Source organism: Stutzerimonas xanthomarina DSM 18231 (assembly GCF_900129835.1).
Lineage (GTDB): Bacteria > Pseudomonadota > Gammaproteobacteria > Pseudomonadales > Pseudomonadaceae > Stutzerimonas > Stutzerimonas xanthomarina.
Window position 1 is genome coordinate 161,674 of sequence record NZ_FQXA01000001.1, and the last position, 19,421, is coordinate 181,094.

Annotated in this window: 16 protein-coding genes; 10 read left to right on the forward strand and 6 right to left on the reverse strand. The window is 59.8% G+C overall.

Translation table 11 applies throughout. The features are described from left to right. Positions 1–126 precede the first annotated feature (126 nt). Positions 127–1,719, forward strand: a complete 1,593-nt coding sequence (locus tag BUE09_RS00770; RefSeq protein WP_073298826.1) for a cellulase family glycosylhydrolase — start codon at positions 127–129, stop codon at positions 1,717–1,719. A 42-nt stretch (positions 1,720–1,761) separates the two neighbouring features. Here the strand turns inward: BUE09_RS00770 and galE are convergent, their stop codons facing one another. The 4 genes from galE to BUE09_RS00790 form a co-directional block, all read right to left on the reverse strand. After that, positions 1,762–2,817: a UDP-glucose 4-epimerase GalE gene (gene galE, locus BUE09_RS00775; protein ID WP_073298827.1), complete on the reverse strand. Its 1,056-nt coding sequence runs from the start codon at positions 2,815–2,817 to the stop codon at positions 1,762–1,764. Between the two features lie 120 nt (positions 2,818–2,937). Next, positions 2,938–3,837: a WecB/TagA/CpsF family glycosyltransferase gene (locus BUE09_RS00780; RefSeq protein WP_083380784.1), complete on the reverse strand. Its 900-nt coding sequence runs from the start codon at positions 3,835–3,837 to the stop codon at positions 2,938–2,940. A 281-nt stretch (positions 3,838–4,118) separates the two neighbouring features. Beyond that, on the reverse strand, positions 4,119–5,381 hold the full coding sequence (locus BUE09_RS00785; RefSeq protein ID WP_073298829.1) for an MATE family efflux transporter: 1,263 nt from the start codon (positions 5,379–5,381) through the stop codon (positions 4,119–4,121). A 45-nt stretch (positions 5,382–5,426) separates the two neighbouring features. After that, positions 5,427–7,601: a polysaccharide biosynthesis tyrosine autokinase gene (locus BUE09_RS00790; protein ID WP_073298830.1), complete on the reverse strand. Its 2,175-nt coding sequence runs from the start codon at positions 7,599–7,601 to the stop codon at positions 5,427–5,429. A 1,025-nt stretch (positions 7,602–8,626) separates the two neighbouring features. Between BUE09_RS00790 and BUE09_RS00795 the strand changes: the two genes are divergently transcribed. The 4 genes from BUE09_RS00795 to BUE09_RS00810 all read left to right on the forward strand — a co-directional run bounded on the left by BUE09_RS00795 (position 8,627) and on the right by BUE09_RS00810 (position 13,999). Beyond that, positions 8,627–9,076: a DUF2231 domain-containing protein gene (locus BUE09_RS00795; protein ID WP_073298831.1), complete on the forward strand. Its 450-nt coding sequence runs from the start codon at positions 8,627–8,629 to the stop codon at positions 9,074–9,076. Continuing rightward, complete coding sequence (locus tag BUE09_RS00800; RefSeq protein ID WP_073298832.1) at positions 9,073–10,365, forward strand: PQQ-dependent sugar dehydrogenase; 1,293 nt, start codon at positions 9,073–9,075, stop codon at positions 10,363–10,365. Before BUE09_RS00795 ends, BUE09_RS00800 begins: the two co-directional genes overlap by 4 nt. A gap of 107 nt (positions 10,366–10,472) precedes the next feature. Further along, complete coding sequence (locus BUE09_RS00805; protein WP_073299454.1) at positions 10,473–11,597, forward strand: PQQ-dependent sugar dehydrogenase; 1,125 nt, start codon at positions 10,473–10,475, stop codon at positions 11,595–11,597. A 173-nt stretch (positions 11,598–11,770) separates the two neighbouring features. Next, positions 11,771–13,999, forward strand: coding sequence for an esterase-like activity of phytase family protein (locus BUE09_RS00810; RefSeq protein WP_073298833.1), 2,229 nt, complete (start codon positions 11,771–11,773; stop codon positions 13,997–13,999). A gap of 219 nt (positions 14,000–14,218) precedes the next feature. Here the strand turns inward: BUE09_RS00810 and BUE09_RS00815 are convergent, their stop codons facing one another. Then, a complete protein-coding gene (locus tag BUE09_RS00815; RefSeq protein ID WP_073298834.1) occupies positions 14,219–14,677 on the reverse strand; it encodes a carboxymuconolactone decarboxylase family protein in 459 nt (152 codons plus the stop codon). A gap of 88 nt (positions 14,678–14,765) precedes the next feature. Here BUE09_RS00815 and BUE09_RS00820 point away from each other — a divergent pair, with 88 nt between their 5' ends. The 3 genes from BUE09_RS00820 to zigA all read left to right on the forward strand — a co-directional run bounded on the left by BUE09_RS00820 (position 14,766) and on the right by zigA (position 17,606). Then, entirely contained in the window at positions 14,766–15,575 is an 810-nt protein-coding gene (locus tag BUE09_RS00820) for a helix-turn-helix transcriptional regulator (RefSeq protein WP_073298835.1), read from the forward strand. A gap of 414 nt (positions 15,576–15,989) precedes the next feature. Beyond that, positions 15,990–16,394: an RNA polymerase-binding protein DksA gene (dksA, locus tag BUE09_RS00825; protein ID WP_073298836.1), complete on the forward strand. Its 405-nt coding sequence runs from the start codon at positions 15,990–15,992 to the stop codon at positions 16,392–16,394. Positions 16,395–16,403: 9 nt separating this feature from the next. After that, on the forward strand, positions 16,404–17,606 hold the full coding sequence (gene zigA / locus BUE09_RS00830; RefSeq protein ID WP_073298837.1) for a zinc metallochaperone GTPase ZigA: 1,203 nt from the start codon (positions 16,404–16,406) through the stop codon (positions 17,604–17,606). 225 nt (positions 17,607–17,831) lie between these two features. On the opposite strand, the gene BUE09_RS00835 is transcribed toward zigA, so the two are convergent. Further along, entirely contained in the window at positions 17,832–18,161 is a 330-nt protein-coding gene (locus BUE09_RS00835; RefSeq protein ID WP_073298838.1) for a four-helix bundle copper-binding protein, read from the reverse strand. Between the two features lie 218 nt (positions 18,162–18,379). On the opposite strand from BUE09_RS00835, the gene BUE09_RS00840 reads away from it, so the two are divergent. Both BUE09_RS00840 and BUE09_RS00845 read left to right on the forward strand, forming a co-directional pair. Beyond that, complete coding sequence (locus BUE09_RS00840) at positions 18,380–18,970, forward strand: IMPACT family protein (RefSeq protein WP_073298839.1); 591 nt, start codon at positions 18,380–18,382, stop codon at positions 18,968–18,970. Positions 18,971–19,121: 151 nt separating this feature from the next. After that, entirely contained in the window at positions 19,122–19,406 is a 285-nt protein-coding gene (locus tag BUE09_RS00845; protein WP_073298840.1) for a hypothetical protein, read from the forward strand. Positions 19,407–19,421: the final 15 nt, after the last annotated feature.

Sequence of the window (19,421 nt, forward strand, 5' to 3'; positions counted from 1 at the left end):
CAGGAGAACCTTATTTCTAGTTATATCAACTGAACTAATTGCCGTTCCGATTCGCACACCCTGTTATCCACTCCCGCTACTTTTCCACGGCATACGCTTGGAAGTATTAGGTCGCTGAGAGCCATCATGCTTAACACTCTTTCCAACCAGACGCGTCGGGCGCTGCTGCTGTCCGTTGCGTCAGCTGTCCTGTGCTGCACCCCCCTGGCACTTACTCAGGCTCACGCAGCCACTTCGGTTTCGACGGAAACCGCGTATGTTTCAAAGATCAACTCTTTCACCAGCAAAGATTTCTTGCGGGGTATCTGGCGCCAATATGCGGGGCTTTCGGTTCCTGCCACTCAGGCGAGCATCGACGCATTCAAACCCGGCGTGCATCTGCGCTTCGCCGATGGGCAGTTGCGCGAGATCAGTAAAGTGTTCCGGGTCGGTAGCAACCTCAGCATTTACGTCAAGGGCGGGCTTCTGGACGGCAACAAGGTCGGCTCCCCAAACACGGTAAGCACAGTGCCAGCGCCGCGCAGCGGGTCCGCCCCCCCTGCTACAGCAGATACTTCGACGACGATCACCCAAGCCAACCCCGCGTTCATGGCCCGAGGCGACATCAAGGGCATCGACATCACACCGCCAGTGAATGACTGGGAAGCGCCCGCCTACGGCATGACCCAGACGCGCCTGACCGCACTATCGGCGGCCGGCTTCAACACCTTGCGGGTCTGGATTTCGCTGGAAGAATTTTTGGCCCCGCCGGTCAGCATGGAGGCCACTCTGTCGCGCTGGATCGGCTATATCGATCGGGCCGCACAAACCGGCTTCCGCGTTCAGGTTGCCTGGGCCTCGACTTGGGAAGAACGCATCGCCGTGGTCAATGATCCTGCCAGCCGAGTGCGCTTTCATGACGCTCTCAATACGCTGTGCTCAGCCATGGGCAGCTATTTCCCGAAGCAGCAGGTGGCGCTTGAAATGCTCAACGAACCACCGGGAGAGCATCTCACGCCGGGCTACTACCGCTCGGCTGCACCGGGCTGGCACTCCGCATGCCGCTCCAAAGCTCCGGACATGACCATCATTCTGCAGCCGGAGGCCGGCTGGCATGGCGCACTGAATCGCTTCAACCTGAGCGACTTCGACGCCAACACCATGTTCTCCTTTCACCCCTACGCACCGGGCGAGTTCACTCACCAGGGCATTGGCAGCCAACCTCATCTGTATAACGTCCCGATGCCAATCACCCGTTATGTCGGCGGCCAGACGCAGATGGTCGCAGACGTCAGCGCCCGCGTGAATGCGGATCCGCACTTGAGTTCAGAACGGAAAAAATCGGAGATCGCTCGTTACAGCCGACTGATCAATGACCTGTGGTATGACAATGGTTCGCGCTGGGAGGACTGGTCCGAGCTACAACGTTGGGTGGTTTCGAGCGGTACCAACCCCAAACGGATCATCGCCGGTGAATTTGGCGTCGTCTCCGAGTTCAACTACAACGGAACCCCTGCACTGAAAGACGTAGCCTCACGCGCGCACTTCATGCGCAAGATCCGCGAGCAAACCCAGGCGAACCAGTTCGCTGGTTGGGTCGTGCATCAGGCCTTCGGTGACTTCAACCTATTTCAGCAGAACTCAGTAGGCGAACACGGCGACCGCCTTATCCCTGAACTGACAGAGGCGCTATTTGGTAGCCAGCCTCTACAATTAGGCCCGCCAGTAACTGGTCACTAACAGACGCGGCGCTGGGGCAACTGCAAATCCACTCCTGCATTATTAGCCAGCCTCAACAGCAACCGCAGCCTCGACGGAACAGGCATAGCCGTTGGGGTTGGCGGACTGCCAGCGCCAAGCATCACGCATCATCTGATCAAGACCACGCTTGGCTTTCCAGCCAAGCTCCAGAGCCGAGAGCGACGGGTCGGCCCAGCACTCGGCTACATCACCGGGCCGTCGAGCGACCACTCGGTATGGTATGGCGCGCTGGCTAGCACGCTCAAAGGCTGCGATGACTTCCAGAACGCTCTGGCCGACGCCAGTGCCTAAATTCCAGACTGAGACCCCGCGGCGATCGCGCAGGGCATCCAACGTTTTGACGTGGCCTTCGGCCAGATCCATGACATGGATGTAGTCCCGTACGCCGGTGCCGTCTCGGGTCGGGTAGTTGTCGCCAAAGACTGAAAGCTCCGCCAGCCGACCGACTGCCACTTGGCTGAGGTAGGGCAGCAGATTGCTGGGTACGCCATTGGGGTCATCACCGATCAAGCCGCTTTCATGGGCACCAATCGGGTTGAAATAGCGCAACAGGGCGATGCTCCAGCGCGGGTCGCATGCAGCCAGGTCACGCAGCATTTCTTCAACGATCAGCTTGGACCGCCCATAAGGGTTGGTAGGCCAGTTGGTAGGGGTAGTTTCGCGTAGCGGCATCTGGCTGGCGTCGCCATAAACCGTAGCGGAAGAACTGAACACCAGGCGATAAACCCCCGCCCGAGCCATGGCTTGATAAAGCTCGCCACTGCCACCGACATTGGCCGCGTAATATTCAAGCGGCTTGCGTACGCTTTCGCCAACAGCCTTGAGGCCGGCAAAGTGCAGCACTGCAGTAATCGGGTAACAGGCGAAAAGGCTATCCAGCAGGGCAGCGTTACGGATATCGCCGTGCACGAATATGGGCGTCCGGCCGCAAAGCGTGGCGATCCGGTGCAGCGACTCGGCCGAGCTGTTGCACAGGCTGTCCAACACTACTACTTCATAGCCGGCAAGCATGAGCACCAGAGTGGTATGAGAGCCGATATAGCCGGCTCCTCCTGTTACGAGTATGGTCTCTCTCATCGTTAGTCCTTTTCCCAGCTGTGTCGCCGGCTCGGCGACCTGAGTGAAACGCAAAAGCTATGACCGCCTCGGCTGACAACCACGTTCGCCCCGGGGCGCTGGCAATACGGGTCGGTGAGGTCAATGCCGTCGGACACGCGAGAAATGCACAACCCACAGCATGTTTCCCAAGGCAAACTTCCACTCCCGGGCCTTGTGCTCTAGGTCAACCGCCCCTGATGCCGGTGCCGGCGTCGGCGCAATCGACGCGGCAGGAAGAAGCCCCAGCAGTTGGCGACCTGCATAGACGATGAACAGCGAGTTGGTGACGAAATAGCGCTTCCATAAACGCCTCGGCTCACTGCACAGACGGTGAAACCATTCCAGGCCGCCGCGTTGCATCCACATGGGTGCTCGCCTGATGGTTCCGGCGTGGTAATCAAAAGCAGCCCCCACACCGATCATCGCGGCCTGAATCCGACCCTGGTGCGCCGCCATCCACAACTCCTGCTTGGGGCAGCCCAAACCGACCCAGACAGTGCCGGCACCCGATGCATTAATGAGGGTCACGATTGCATCGTCTTCTTCCTGGCTAAGCGGTCGATATGGTGGCGAGTAGGCGCCAGCAATACGCAGCGACGGGAAGTTCTGCAGCAACACGCGCTGCAGCGCGTCAAGCGTCTCCTGCCGGCCGCCGAACAGAAAGAGCGACTCATCGCGATGGGCCGCTTCCGCACAGTACCGCCACATCAGGTCCGGGCCGTTAATTCGTTCCTGCCGAACCATGCCCAGCCGGCGCAACATCCAGGCCAGCGGCGCACCGTCGGGCGTCGCCATATCCGCCTCGTGAATGACCTTGGCGAACGCCGCGTCGCCGCGTGCGGTCACTAATGAATGCACATTGCAAATGCACACGTATCGGCTTTCACGTCGACTTGACCATTGCGCCAGAAGAGACAATGCCGTATGCCAGCTCAGTGCGTTTATCGGAAGGCCGATCACCGAACATACGGATCCGTCGGGCGACTGTTGTTTTCCCATGAAGGTATCCCTCTGCGTTGTAGATGCACATGGCAAGCGTCCAGGCAGGTACCAGCCGGTCGGACACAACTAGAGTCACGCCAGGAAGCGTCTGCGTTGGAAATCGATCAGCCCTGTCCGGGCGAGGTGCTGGCGGTAGCGACAAAGCGGGGGCGTGCAGACACACGCACGCCTGGCTAACCGACGATGAACTCAATCAGTCGTCGCTACAGTCAGTTGTCGAGCAGGTTTCCGCGCAATGGAAGAAGGGAGTTACAGGCGAGCGTGGGTAGTACTCGCTATCAGTGCTCCAGGGCCGGACGTGCGCTGCGACAAGCCAGCCCCAGAGAAGTTGTCAGTACGATTATCATCACCACCTGATTGACCAGGATGCCAAACATCACGCCAGCCACTCCGAAGTCTGTTACCAGCGTTCGAGCGGCAAGCAGGGCGAAGACGGTACCCAGCACATAGGCGAAGAAGATTGCCCGCGTTTGCTCCAGCGTCCGCAGCCCTGCGCGCAGCGGCAAAGCAAGCGCCACCAGCAGGTAGATCGGGACGTACCAGCCCAGCGCCTCGACGCTGATCGGATCGGCGGCACCATAGGCGAGGTTCAGCAAGGGCCTGGAAAATTGGGCCGCCAGCGCCGCGACAAGCCCCGTACTGGCCAGCAGCACCAGGCTGATCCTCACCAGATAGCCACGCAGTGCAGGGATGCCGTCGTGATGAAAGCGTTGACTGGCCTCGCCCGGCACCACGTTTTCCAGCCCGAGGAAGAAGATATGAGTCAACGCCAACAAGTTCTGCGCGCCCCGGATCGCTCCGACCGCAGCCGGGCCCAGCACGACGCCAGCGATGATTAGGAAATAGTTGTCGGACAGCCACTGCAACAGTGTTGAGCCCAGCAACCACCGCGACGAACGCCAATGTCTAACGGCCACGTCGCGGGTATTCAGCGCCTGCCCTTCAGCTCGAGGCAGCCAGCGTCCGCCCACCAGGATCGACACCAGCATGGCCGCGACGATACTCAATAGGGCCGCCTGGAATGACGGATACACTACCACCACCATGACCATTAACGGCAGTTGTGCGCCGTAGGCAATCAGGTCGACATAGAACGCCCGCTGCGATGCAAGCCGCGAGAAAAGATTGCGCCGCAGAAAATCCTGTAGTTGCAGGAAGACCATGCAGCTGACCAAAGGCAGAGTGGCACCATCAGCAAGCCACTGCGGCCGATAAACGGTCGGAATCAATGACAGCGCCCCGACCAGTAAGGCGGCAAGTGCTATCAGCAGCGTTTGCAGTCTGAGAGTCGCGGCGTAGTAGCCGCTGCGCCTGGCGCCACTCAACTTTGGCGCGATGGACATCATCGGCGAAACAATCAGTGCGTTCTGCACGCCCATGACGAACTGCACCGCCATCCAAGCGAGCACAAACAACCCGTATTGCTCGAAACCGAGGTAGCGCACCAGCAGCACACCCATGAGGAAATTGGTGCCGCTGACCAGCGCTTGGTCGAGCAGCGCCCAATTCCATTGCGCGCCTCGTGCAAACAATTTCTTCATTAGACCTCCATGACTCACCAGCGTAGCGACGGGCAACCGGCGCGATCAGGAGTGCACTGTGCGGTAGTCCAGCCGGTAGCAGCTCTTGCTGTACCCATACCGCGTGGACGTCCGCTCTTCCACTGAGTTGAAGATCGCTCCATGCAACTCCGTATTGTTCTGCTCGAAGCGGCGCAAGACGAGTTCAACTTCGCGTGCAGCAGTAAAATCGAAGCGCAACACCATCAAATTGATTCCAGTGTGCTGACCGATGATCAACGCATCGGATACAGCTAGCAGGGGTGGCGTGTCGATTACAACCAGATCGAAAAGCTCGCCGACGCGCTGTAAAACGTTCTCCAAGACCGGCTCGAGCAACAGTTCAGCAGGCCACAGCGGGGGCTTGCCACGCGGCAGGAAAGAAAGATTCTCGACTGCGGTTGGGCGGATCGCCGCCGTCACGCTGCTCTGGTTTTGCAGCACTTCAGCGAAGCCATTTTCCTCGCTTAGCGCTAACGCTTCGTGCAGGTGCCCACGCCGCATGTCTGCATCGATGAGTAACACCCGCTGCCCGGCACGGGCGGCCAGGACAGCAAAGTTTAACGAGATAAAACTTTTTCCCACGGCCGGACTTGGACCGCTGAGCATGATCAGGTTGTTGCGGCGGTTCGGCAGGGACAAACGCAGGCAGGTACGCAGGCTGCGTAGGGCCTCCGTGCATGGATCATTTGCGCCCATCAACACCGCCGGTTGTTTCGCCGGCGCACCGTCGCCCAAAACACCTTCAAGCTGCTTTGCCGAAAACATCGGCACTGCCGCAAGGACCGGCAACCCCAGCCGCTCGATCTCATCGATGCTCTCAATGCTCGGGTAGAGCTTGCGGCGAATAAAGACAATCGCTAACGCCAGACCGAAACCGACAACCAGACCGCCCAACACGACCAGCTTGCGATTTGGCCAGGCCGGGCTGATGGTATCCGCTACAGGTTGGTCAAGCACATGGACGTTACCGGCGATCCCGTTGCGCATCACTTCCAGCTCCTGGGCGCGGTTCAACATCAACAGATAGATCTCATTGTTAACCTTAACGTCGCGGCTCAAACGCACCAGCTCCTGCTGGGTTTCGGGAAGGGTGCCAATTTTCCTGGACAATGACTGCTGCTCGAGCGTCAGGCTCTCGATCTGGTTGACCAGCGTCTGATAAGCCGGATGTTCGCTGGTAAAGCGACTCGCTAGCTCCGTCTGCTGCAGCCGCAGGACCGAGATTTTCGAATCGAGCGCGACCAGCTGATTCAGATTGCCCTCGATCTCAAGACTGATGTCGACAGAACCCGCCTGTGTTTGGAAGCGGTTCAGAGCCAGTTCCGATTGTTCGAGCTTTGCCCGCATGGCGGGCAACTCTGTGGTGAGGAATTCCAATCCGCTGCTGGCATCAGCCGCAGCGCGCTCAATGTTCTGCGCCACGTAGGCTTTCATCACTTCGGCAAGAATGTTGACCGCTCGCTCTGGATCGGCATCCGTGATCGAGAGGACAAAGATGCCTGAGCCCTCCTCCACTTCGTCAATCTGCAGTTGGTTTTGCAGTCGCAGCAACGCTGCCAGGCGCGGCTCCTTCGTCAATACGAATTCGCTGCCTGGCTCGGCGTCGAGCCGACTGATTTTTAACTGCACGTCATCGTCGGAACTTTGTGCCCCATGCGGGGCGATGCCGGACAGCAGCTCGCGCCCCCTCGGATCTAACAACTGAAATGCGTCATCCTGACCGACCAGCAGCCTGAGCGGCTTATCGCGCAACACCTTGGGTACATCCAGTAACTCGATACGCGGCAGCTCATCTCGGTTTGCATCGAATATGAAATGGCGTGAAAGAAACTCACCGATGATTGGGATTGCCTTCGGCCGAACCGAGATATCCAGCTGCAAGGCGTCCACTGCCGCTCCGAGTACGGCTGCAGATTTCATCACATGCGTCTGAGCAATGGCGGGCGGGACATTAAGTGCCACACTTTCGTGACGCTCGGAGAAGCTCGCAGCGCCGGGGCTCTTCGGCTCGACCTCAAGCATCGATACCGCTTCAAACAAAGGTCTCGCAGACAGCGCATAGGCTAGCGCCAGGGCTCCAAAAAGGCCTGTAATGAGCGCTATGAACCGCCAGTTATCTATAACGATGGCGAGTATCTGAACCGGGTTGATTTCCTGTCCATCTTCTTCACTCCTGTTTGAAGAGTTTTCCGTACGCATAGAAGGTTCCTTTTTCAACCCAGCCACTAACGTTCATTTGCCCTTTTCCAGGCAAGGCTACCGCCAGACCGCGACCTAGTTACGGCGCGGACAGTTAAAAACAAACGAAACGCTTATTGCGATATCAAAGAAATTATCTTCGCCGGCTATCGATATGCGAAAACAACGCTCCGACATTACTTGTCAGAATCGAGCCAGCTCGACATACAACCCGCTATGAAAATCCGGACGCTAGAGGAAAGAATTTGGGATACCTGCCTATTCAGGGTCAATAGGCTAATTGCATAGCTACCGCAGGGCCCGTCTAAACACGACCGACTCAATAGGGAAACGTCACATTTTATTCGCGCCGCACTTCATTAAAGAGGCGCCAACCTCAGCCTAACTCAAACAATATCATGCAGGTGCAATGCCAACTCCAGAACCTTATAAATCCTGCCTTGCAGAGCCACTGCCATTGGCCAATGGCGGCCAGGAAGGTGCATCTTTCAATAATAATGTTTCAATTTTGTGCACGCTTTTTCAGCCCGCGGAAGAATAACAACAGAGGAAAACCAAACAATCAATCTTTAGAGCGAGTATTCATGCACTGATTAATACTACCGCAAAGAACCATGATTAATTCGAATAGACTCACGAAACTAATATTATTAGTGAACTAGAGAAATTTTTCGTGACGCCCTGCAGAATCGCCAGAACTCTGAAAGAGACACAGAAAATTGGGGATTAATTACCGATAAAACAAGCGAAGAAACTTTTTGGATTATCGAACGCACTCGCTGAGCGCCTGCCTGAGCTGGACTCGTCAGCCGTAAAAAATCCTTGCGAGCCTGATACGGTTGCGTGCCACCTAACAGGCGGATCAGCACGCACATGCGCCTCGAGACGCGCCAATCAAGACCAACCGAAGTGAACTTCCCCCCCAACGGCACGATCCCCATTTATGCACAGTCAGAGCGAGCCAGGCAGCAGGCGCATCCGCGCGACGCATCAGGCCTGGGTCTCCCAGCGATGAGGATGCCCCCGTGACCGTTATCACCCACAGCACGCACCACACGACACACAGTATCTCCCGTCATGTACCGAACCCGGTTCACGCGACGTTGCTCGCGGGCACCGTTCCGCTGTTTCTTGGCGGCCTGCTAAGTGATATCGCCTACTTCCAGACTTATGAAATCCAGTGGACCAATTTCGCGTCGTGGCTGATTGCTGGCGGCCTGGTTTTCTGCGGATTGGCGATCCTCTTCGCGCTGGTCAATCTGGTCAAAGCTACCCACAAGAAAGGGCGGCCACTGATCTATCTGATGCTCCTGGCCGCTACCTGGGTGCTGGGTTTTTTTAATGCGCTCGTGCACGCCAAAGACGCCTGGGCGAGCATGCCATCAGGCCTGATTCTTTCGGTGATCGTGACCCTCCTGGTCTGCGCGGCGACCTGGCTTGGCTTTACCAATCTGCGTTCGGGAGGTGAAGCATGAAATACGCAAGCCTGTTAAGCGCGCTGACCATGGCGCTGTTATTGAGCGCGTGCGGCGGTGCGGATGAGGACATCGCCTTGGTGAAAGGGGAAAACCCCAAGCTCGTCGATCCCGAGCGCGGATTATTGCCCAGCATGACGATTGCCGACCCTGTCGGCTGGGGCGATAAGAAGCCGACCGTCCCAGAGGGTTACACCGTCAGCGCGATCGCGACCGATCTGCAGGTCCCGCGGCAGACCCTGGTGCTGCCGAACGGGGACATCATCGTCGCCGAAGGCATGGGCGGCAACGCGCCCAAGCTCAGGCCGAAGGATGTGATCGCCGGCTATATCAAGTCCAAGGGCACCACTTCCGTCAAAAGCGGCGACCGTCTGACGTTGCTGCGCGATGCCGATGGTGATGGTGTGTATGAGTTGCAGAAAGTGTTCGCTGACAACCTCAACGCGCCGTATGGCCTGGCCTTCCACGATGGCAATCTCTATGTCGCCAATCAGGATGCGCTGGTGCGCTTCGAGTATCAGGAGGGCCAGACCGAGGCCAGCGGTGAGCCGGTCAAGGTCACGGACCTCCCGCGCGAGATCAATCATCACTGGACCAAGGCGCTGACTGTCAGCCCCGATGGGCAGTACCTCTATGTCGGCATCGGCTCCAACAGCAACATTACCGAGCGCGGAATGGAGGCTGAAGTCGACCGCGCTGTGATCTGGCAGGTCGACGCAGAGACGGGGGCTCACAAGCCCTACGCGACGGGTGTGCGTAACCCGACGGCGCTGACGATACGGCCCGGTACGGACCAGCTGTGGGCCGTGGTGAACGAACGTGACGAACTCGGCCCGAATCTGGTCCCTGATTACCTGACTTCGATACGCGAAGACGGCTTCTACGGCTGGCCTTACAGCTACTGGGGCCAGCACGTCGATGATCGCGTTCGGCCACAGAAACCCGATCTGGTCGCCACCGCAATCAAGCCGGACTATGCGCTCGGCCCGCACGTCGCCGCGCTCGGTGTGGACTTCTCCTCATCGGTCATGGGTGAGAGGTTCGCCGAAGGTGTGTTCGTTGGGGAGCACGGCAGCTGGAACCGCGCGCAGCCGTCCGGCTATCAGGTGGTCTTCGTTCCGTTCAGGAATGGAAAACCCTCGGGCGAGCCCGTTGATTTCATGACGGACTTTCGCACAGCCGAAGGAACACATGGTCGGCCAGTGGGGGTAACGGTCGACCCAAGGGGCGCGCTGATCGTTGCTGACGACCTGGCCAACATTGTGTGGCGCGTGGCTCCAACGCAATAACACGGATGCTCGGCCACGCTGGCTGTTGCGTCCGGAACAGCTCCAGCGTTAACCGCAAGGCTCCAGCGCAGTAGCGCCGGGGCCTGACTTTTGGAGAAAAGATGGTTATGAAGCGACTTTCGTTACATATCGTCAGCGCCATAGCTATTGGGGCCGCATCGCTCGCGGGTGCAGCGCCCGCAGCCATTGAGCAGGACCAATGGCCGTTCAGCGCCACACCGCGAGCCAGCTTTTCCGAACCCTGGGCCATGACCTTTTTGCCGGACGGCACTGCGCTCGTTACCGAAAAACGCGGCGCACTCAAGCGCGTCGATGTGAAGACCGGCAAGGTCCAGGCAATCGATGGTGTACCGGAGGTGGCCTATGGCGGCCAGGGAGGGTTCGGCGATGTCGTCCTCCATCCGGATTTTGCCCAGAACAACATCATCTATCTCAGCTATGCCGAGCATGGCGACGGTGACAACCGGGGCGCAGCGGTCGCCCGCGCTAAGCTCGAATTGGGCGCCGATGGCGGCTCACTTTCCGATACACAAGTAATCTGGCAACAAACGCCGAAGGTTTCTGGCAAAGGCCACTACGGACACCGTCTCGCATTCGGCCCGGACGGCAAGCTCTGGATCTCCTCTGGCGAGCGCCAGAAATTCAAGCCTGCGCAGGACATGGAAAGCACCATGGGCAAGATCCTGCGCCTGAACGCTGATGGCAGCGTGCCGGATGACAATCCCTTTGCCGACAAGGGAGGTGTAACCGCGCAGATCTGGTCGCTGGGGCACCGCAACCCGCTGGGGATCGCCTTCGACGACCAGGGTCGGCTGTGGGAACACGAGATGGGCCCGGAAGGCGGCGACGAATTCAACCTGATCCAGAAAGCCGGCAACTACGGTTATCCCGAAGTCTCCAACGGCGACCACTACGGGGGCCGCCCGATTCCCGATCACGATACGCGCCCCGAATTCATAGCGCCCAAGATCTCCTGGACACCGGTGATCTCCCCTGCCGGCATGATCATCTATGACGGCGACCGGTTTGCCGACTGGAAAGGTGATGCGTTTATCGGTGGCCTGTCGGCCGAGGCCCTGGTGCGCGTGACCTTGAACGGCGAAGCGGCCAGCGAGGCCGCACGCTACGACATGGGCGCACGCATTCGCGAAGTCGAACAAGGTCCGGACGGCAGCATCTGGCTGCTGGAAGACGGGGATGGCGGCCGTTTGCTGGAGCTCAGTCCGAAATAGGCAATACAGGTTAGGAGGCGGAACCGGCGAGACAGGCTGAACACGCTGTTACGCCGCCTCTATCCATCAAAAGATTCAATCTTCGCCACCCGCGCAACCCCGTCACGCCCTCGTAACACTCCCCGCCTAGCGTGTTTTGGCTGAATCCAAATCGCCAATCGCCCGAGGCTCGCATGAAAACACCGACCCGTCTGACCCGCACCGCGCTTTCCACTGCGTTGACACTGGCCCTACTGCCGCTTGCCTCAGAGGCTGTCTCGTCGCGCAACGCGGAATACTTTGAGCGGATCGCGACGTTTCCGGTGTACCGCAACCTCGGCGCCGATGAAGATGCCTCGAAACAGACCGTCGCTGAAATCACTGCCGTCAGCCGCGATGGCCGTACGCTGATTTACACCGATAGTCCCGGCGAGCGGATCGGTCTGGTCGACATTCAAGACCCGAAATCGCCGAAGCCTGCAGGCTTCGTCAAGCTTGAAGGCGAGCCGACCTCGGTCGCCGTGCATCATCACTTTGCACTCGTGGCTGTCAATACCTCCCTCAGTGTCGCCCAGCCCGACGGCGTGCTCGCGGTGTTCGACATCCGTAACCCGGCACAGCCCAAGCGCGTCGCCACGCTGCCCATGGGCGGCCAGCCGGATTCCATCGCGATTAGCCCAAGGGGCCGTTACGCCGCAGTGGCGATCGAGAACGAGCGCGACGAAGACCTGAACGATGGCCTGCTTCCACAGCTTCCGGGCGGCTTCCTGCGCATCGTCGACCTCAAGGGCCAGCCATCGCGCTGGAGCACCCGAGACGTGAGTCTGACCGGCCTGACCGAGGTGGCGCCGAACGATCCCGAGCCTGAGTACGTCAGCATCAATGATCAGGATGTTGCCGCCGTGACCTTGCAGGAAAACAACCACATCGTGCTGGTCGACCTGCGCCGCGGCCGGGTCCTGCGCCATTTCAGCGCCGGCCAGGTTGATCTGAACGGCGTGGACGTGGAAGAGAATGACCGCATCGAGTCGGTGGGCGCCCTCAAAGGCAAACGCCGCGAACCGGATTCCATCGCCTGGGTTGGCCCGCTGCTGGCCACCGCCAACGAAGGCGACTATGAAGATGCAAACGGGGAAGAAGGCGGCAGCCGCGGCTTCACCCTGTTCGACTACAACGGCCAGGTCTGGCATGACGCCGACGTGTCGATGGAGCACGCCTTCATCCGCGCCGGGCACTACCCAGAGAACCGCTCGGAGAACAAGGGTATCGAGCCGGAAGGGATCGCCTCGGGCAGCTTCCGCAAGCAGGACTTCCTGTTCGTCGGCAGCGAGCGCGGCAATGCGGTAGCCGTGTACGACATGGCGCGTCCGTGGGCACCCGTGATGCATCAGTTGTTACCGGCCGGCATGGGCCCCGAAGGCATCCTGCCGATCCCGGCGCGCAACTTACTGGTGGTCAGCAGTGAGGAAGACTCGGCCGAGGACGGCTATCGCTCGACCATTTCGATCTACCAGTTCGGCGCCAAGGCATCGTCCTATCCGGAGATCCGCTCGCCGGACAGCCAGCTAATTCCTTGGAGCGCGCTCAGCGGGATGGTCGCGGACCATACGCAGAATAACCGGCTCTACGCCGTCCCAGACAGCTACTACAACGCCTCGCGGATCTTCAATGTCGATACGAGCAAGACGCCGGCCGTCATTGATGGGCAGATCGAGCTGCGCAATGCCGGCAAGACCGTCGATTATGACCTCGAGGGCATCGCCCAGGCCGGCAATGGCGACTTCTGGCTGGCCTCGGAAGGCAACGGCAAAGCCAAGCCGAACCTGCTGATCCACACGAATGCCAACGGCGAGGTGCTGAATGAATATGCGCTACCGGCAGACGTAGCGGCCCAGCAGACCAGCAACGGTTTCGAGGGCATTGCGGTGGCTGGTGAAGGCACCGCCAGCCGCGTGTATGTGGCCTTTCAACGCGAGTGGAAGAACGACACGGCCGGCAAGGCCCGCATCGGCGTGTTCAATCCGACCAACGGCGAATGGGGCTTCGTCCATTACCCGCTCGACCCGCCTGTCGGAGGCGGCTGGGTCGGCTTGTCCGAGCTGACGGCCATCGACAACGGCCAGTTCCTGGTCATTGAACGCGACAACCAGCAAGGCCCTGCCGCCAAGGTCAAACGCTTGTACCGCATCGATCTGAACGGCGTGCAGCCCGTAGCCGAAGGCCAACGTTTCCCATTGGTGAGCAAGCGGCTGGAGCGCGATCTGCTGCCCGACCTGCAGAGCACCGGAGGCTGGGTGCTGGACAAGGTCGAAGGCGCTGCGGTCGATAATCAGGGCCGTCTGTTCGTCGTCACTGATAACGATGGCGTGGAGGATGCCAGCGGCGAGACGCGCTTCATGCGGCTTGGTGCGGTTGCGCCGTAGCAAGCAAAGCGACCGGACACGGGCGCTGCGGTTGCGGCGCCCGTGTCTGGACAGCTTCTTGATCTATCGTCAGCAAGCGCGCTGCTGCGACGGCGTGACGAGGCAGAGCGCAACGCTGAGTGCCTCGACCGGGCAGAGGCAGCTGCTGGCGAGGCTTGTCAGGCTGATGCAACCAAGCAAGCAATGAATTTGCCGCCACAGACCGCTCGGGCCTGTGGTTCAAGCCGGCTGGTAGCTGCCCGGCACCGGTGCGAAGGACACACCAAAACGGTTCCAGGCGTTGATGGTCGCTATCGCCAGCGTGAGGTTGGTCAACTGCGCCTCGGAAAACTGCTGGCGCACCTCGTCGAACAGGGCTTGCTCAACCCCGTTTGGCAGCAGCGTATTGGCCTCGGCCCAGGCCAACGCGGCGCGCTCACGGTCAGTGAAAAACGGCGTCTCCCGCCAGGCGCTCAAGGCATAGATGCGCTGCTCGGTTTCGCCGCTGGCGCGGGCATCCTTGGTGTGCATGTCGATGCAGAATGCACAGCGGTTGATCTGCGAGACGCGAATCTTCACAAGCTCCATCAATGGCTTGTCGATACCGTCTTCACTGCGGCTCTGGCGCGCCAGGTAAGTTTCAAGGCCCAACATGGCCTTGATGGCATCTGGAGCAGCGGCTTGGTAGTTCATGCGCATGGGGTGTCTCCTCGGTTTGGATGGGTCTAGCCTACATAGCCGCTGAGACGCACTATTGTAGAAATTCGACATCTTGAGCACGGCCACCATGCCCTCACTGCACGAGCGCGAGCCCCGTATTTCAGGCTTCGCCGCCCGGCCACCCAGCCCGGCGCTAGCCGCTTACGTGCAGCGTTTCTGGTGGCTTGACGGTGATTCTGCCGCCGCACCTGACGCCCAGCTGCTGCATCCGGATGGCGGCTGTGGCCTGATCTTCAATTTTGCCGAGCCCTTGCAACTCGATGGCGCCGCTCACAGCGCTGCGGCATTGATCGCTGGGCCGCAATTGACCAGCAGCCGCTTGCAACTCGCCGCTCGGGTAAAGCTGATGGGGGTGCGTTTTCGTCCCGGTATGGGTTCAGCCTTTTTCGGTGTGGGGTTGGATGAGCTATCAGGCGTCCATCTCGACGATGGGCCTGGCCTAGGGCTGGCGGGCTTGAGTGACGCACTGACAGAGTTGGATCGGGATGCGCAGCAGAGGCTGGTAGAGCGCGAGTTGCTGGCACGGCTGAACGATGCGCAGACGAGGCGATCTCCTGCGCTGCAGTTGCTGAGCCAGATCGCGGCCCACCAGGGGCGCGCGCGGCTGTCCGATCTGATGCAGGCAGTCCCGCTAGGCCAGCGGCAGTTGGAGCGACTCTTTCGTCATCAGGTCGGGCTGACGCCCAAGCAGTTCAGTCGAATTCAGCGCGTGGCGCTGGTACGCGGTGAGCTACGGATCGGTGGGTCGCTACTGGACACGGCACTGAGCTGCGGTTACGCCGATCAGGCTCATTTCATCCACGACTTCAAATCGGTGGTCGGAATGACGCCGGGCCAGTACCGACTTCGTGCAATAGAGACTACAAAACCCGGATGATGCGCCACCGAACCACCTCGGCTCGGTGATTCTGGTCGTGAACGCCATCCCATTGGCGATACATGGCGAAAGGCTAGGTCGATATACCAATAGCCAGATAACCCACCGGCATATGGTCGGCACGTTCTTGCCCGCACACATTGCCGAGCCGCTGGAGTACAAGCTGCGCAGCCGGCTAATCGCCTGCCTCGGGGTGGGCTATTGATCCAGCGCCACGGCCGATCTGCTCGGCGCTAGCCACTGGACGCCTGTTAACCCCAACCCCGACGTCCAAGCCTTACCTCCGCCTCATGGATTTCTGGCGAGCGCAACTCCATCTATTCGGGCGTTGTTTAGTTGCACTCGCTGATCGCAGCGGTGTCATGTTATTGTTATGTTATAACTATTATTTAACCACTTACCGTACCCTCCACCATGACCCAAGCCGAACTCCTAGCCCAACCCGCCGATGCCTACATGAACGAAGCCCAGCAAGCATTCTTCCGGGACCTGCTGCTGCGTCAGCGCACCGAACTGCAGGTCCGTATCGCTGACGAGTTCCAACAATTGCGCGAACAAGAGCCCAGCAGCGATTCATCCGATGTCGGCACGGCTGAAGAACAACGCCAATGGCAGCTGAGGCTGCTGGAACGGGAAAAGAAACTGCTCGACAAGATCGACGACTCGCTGGACAGCCTCGCCCAAGGTGATTACGGCTGGTGCGCCGAAACCGGCGAGCCCATCGGGCTGAAACGGCTTTTGCTACGCCCCACCACGACTCTGTGCATCGAAGCCAAAGAGCGTCAGGAACAACGCGAAAAACACCAACGAACCGCCTGAGAGAACGCCATGAATCGCCTCCCCGTCACCGTGCTGTCCGGCTTTCTGGGCGCCGGCAAAAGCACGCTGCTGAATCATATCCTGAAGAACCGCGACGGCCTCCGCGTGGCGGTGATCGTCAACGATATGAGCGAAATCAACATCGATGGCGGCGAAGTCCAGCGCGACGTCAGCCTCAACCGCGCCGAAGAAAAGCTGGTCGAGATGAGCAACGGCTGCATCTGTTGCACCTTGCGCGAGGACCTGCTCGAAGAGGTCGGCAAGCTGGCGCGAGCAGGCCGTTTCGACTATCTGCTGATCGAGTCCACCGGCATCTCCGAGCCGCTGCCAGTGGCCGAGACCTTCACCTTTCGCGACGAGCAAGGTCAGAGCCTCGCCGACCTGGCGAGGCTGGACACCATGGTCACGGTGGTCGACGGGGTCAATTTCCTGCGCGACTTCCATGAGGCGGAAAGTCTGGCGAGCCGTGGCGAAACCCTGGGTGACGACGACGAGCGCTCGATTACAGAGCTGCTGATCGAGCAAGTGGAGTTCGCTGACGTCATCCTGATCAGCAAGATCGACCTGATATCCAGCGCCGAGCGCGAGGAGCTGAGCGCGATCCTGAGCCGCCTGAACACCCACGCCGAAATTCTGCCCATGAGCATGGGCAACGTAGCGCTGGCGAAGATCCTCGATACCAGTCGCTTCGATTTCGAGCGAGCTGCCCAGGCACCGGGTTGGCTCAAGGAGATGCGCGGCGAGCACGCGCCCGAGACGGAGCAATACGGTATTGCGTCCACCGGCTATCTCGCCCGGCGTCCCTTCCATCCGCAACGGTTTCACGACTTCCTCAGTCGCGAATGGACCAACGGCCGTCTGCTGCGCTCAAAGGGTTACTTCTGGCTGGCGAGCCGCCCACAGGAGGCCGGTAGCTGGTCTCAAGCCGGCGGGTTGATGCGCTACGACTATGCCGGGCGTTGGTGGCGTTTCACAGCGGAGGACCAGTGGCCGGTTGATGAGGAGTCGCGGGCAGCGATCCGCCTGAAGTGGCATGAAGACAGCGGCGACTGCCGGCAGGAGCTGGTTTTCATCGGACAGAACATCGACTTCGCCCAACTGCGTGCGGAGTTGGACGCCTGCCTCCTCAGCGATCCGGAATGGAATCTCGGTTCGGAGCACTGGTTGCGGATGCCGGACCCGTTCGGTCCCTGGTATCAGGAAGTCACGTGATGCTGGCGCTTTCTGCGGTCACTGCCAACCCACGACAAGCATGCGGCAAAAACACCAGCGGTGCTGAGCGACGTGCTACAGGACGGCATCAACTTGGCAGCCTGGCAGCATGAACTGCCGCCTTGCTTGGCTGGTGTCGCCCAGCCGCTTTTGACGCTTGATTGGCTGGCCTGAAAAAGGGCCGGCAGCTGTGGCTGCGCGACCCTTTGGACCGAACGGCAAGTGTCAGGCAGCCATTTTTTCGCATTCTTCAGCACATTTGCGACAGGCTTCGGCGCAGGCCTGGCAGTGGTCCATCTGATGTTTGCCACATTCTTCACCGCATTCACGGCAGGCCTGGGCACAGATACGGCACATCTCTTTGGCCAACGTACTGTCGCGTGTCATCAGCGTGGCGGCGAGTGCGCAAAGGTCGGCGCAGTCGCGGTCCAGCTCGATACAGCGCGCCATCATTTTCACGTCATCTTCCCGCAAGCAGGATGCGGCGCAGGTTTCACACACGATGGCGCAATTGGAACAGGCCTGGATGCAAGCCTCGTACTTGGAATTGAGCATTGGGATTCCTCCAGGGTCGATGTTGGCTAATCGGTGAGGGCCGCTCGCCCTCTCATACAGTTCGTGCCAGTCACGCCGTTCTAAGTTCAGTTCGATCGACCCAACGGCGCTCTCACCCCACGGGCACCTCACAAGCACTCACAGGCGTTGCGGATCTGATCCCACGCGGCGACCGCTGCCGCTACAATTCGTCATCCCTTTGCCAGTTCGCGATGCACATGACCTCCACCCTCGCCACGCCTTGCGAATATCAGGAAACCATCCGCAAGAGCCGCTTTCTTGCCAAGGCTGCGCCGGTGTCCAGTCCCGAAGAGGCTCAGGCGTTCATCCAGGAAGTCAGCGATGCCAGCGCCACGCACAACTGCTGGGCGTGGAAGCTGGGCAGTCAGTACCGCTTCAGCGATGATGGCGAGCCCGGCGGAACGGCCGGCCGTCCTATGTTGACCGCCATCGAAGGGCAGGACTGCGACCAGGTGGTCGTGGTGGTGATTCGCTGGTTCGGCGGCATTCAGTTGGGTACCGGCGGGCTGGCCCGTGCCTACGGCGGTTCCGCCGCGAAATGCCTGCAGGCAGGCGAACGCGTGGAACTGGTCGCCAGGGTTCGCTGCAGCTGTCACTGCCGCTTTGCCGAACTGGCGCTGCTCAAGTCGCGCCTGAGCGACTATGACGCGCTGATCGAAAGCGAAATCTTCGATTCTGAAGGTGCCGAGCTGCAACTGGCCTTCCCCGCGGCGCAACAACCGCAGGTGCAGAAATTGCTGTCCGATATCAGCCGCGGCCGCTCAAAACTGCACCTGCTTGACCCTTGAGCTTCGCTCACTGTTGAACTGCGCGATACCAGAGAAGTCCCTATAACAGCGGCACTTGCCGTTGGGTCGGGCGCACTCGTGCGCATGCACCCCAACACAATCGAGTGGAAGTGCCCAGACACGCATTCCGCTGCGAACAGGAGTCTGACGAATGAAAAGCAAATACAAGTGGCTGATCCCCGGTGCCGTGCTGCTGACCACCTTGGGCATGGCCGGTTGCGATGTCGAAAAAACCGAAGAAGGTTCGCTCCCTGACGTGGAAGTCGAAGGCGGCAACATGCCGGAGTATGACGTCGATGCGCCAGAAGTGGATGTTGGTTCCAAGGAGAAGGTTATCACCGTGCCTGATGTCGACGTGACCATGCCTGAGGACGATGAGCCTGATGTCGGTGAGCCGGTAGAGCCAAGCGCACCCGCACCAGCGCCGCAGAACTGATAAGTAGTCGAGGCG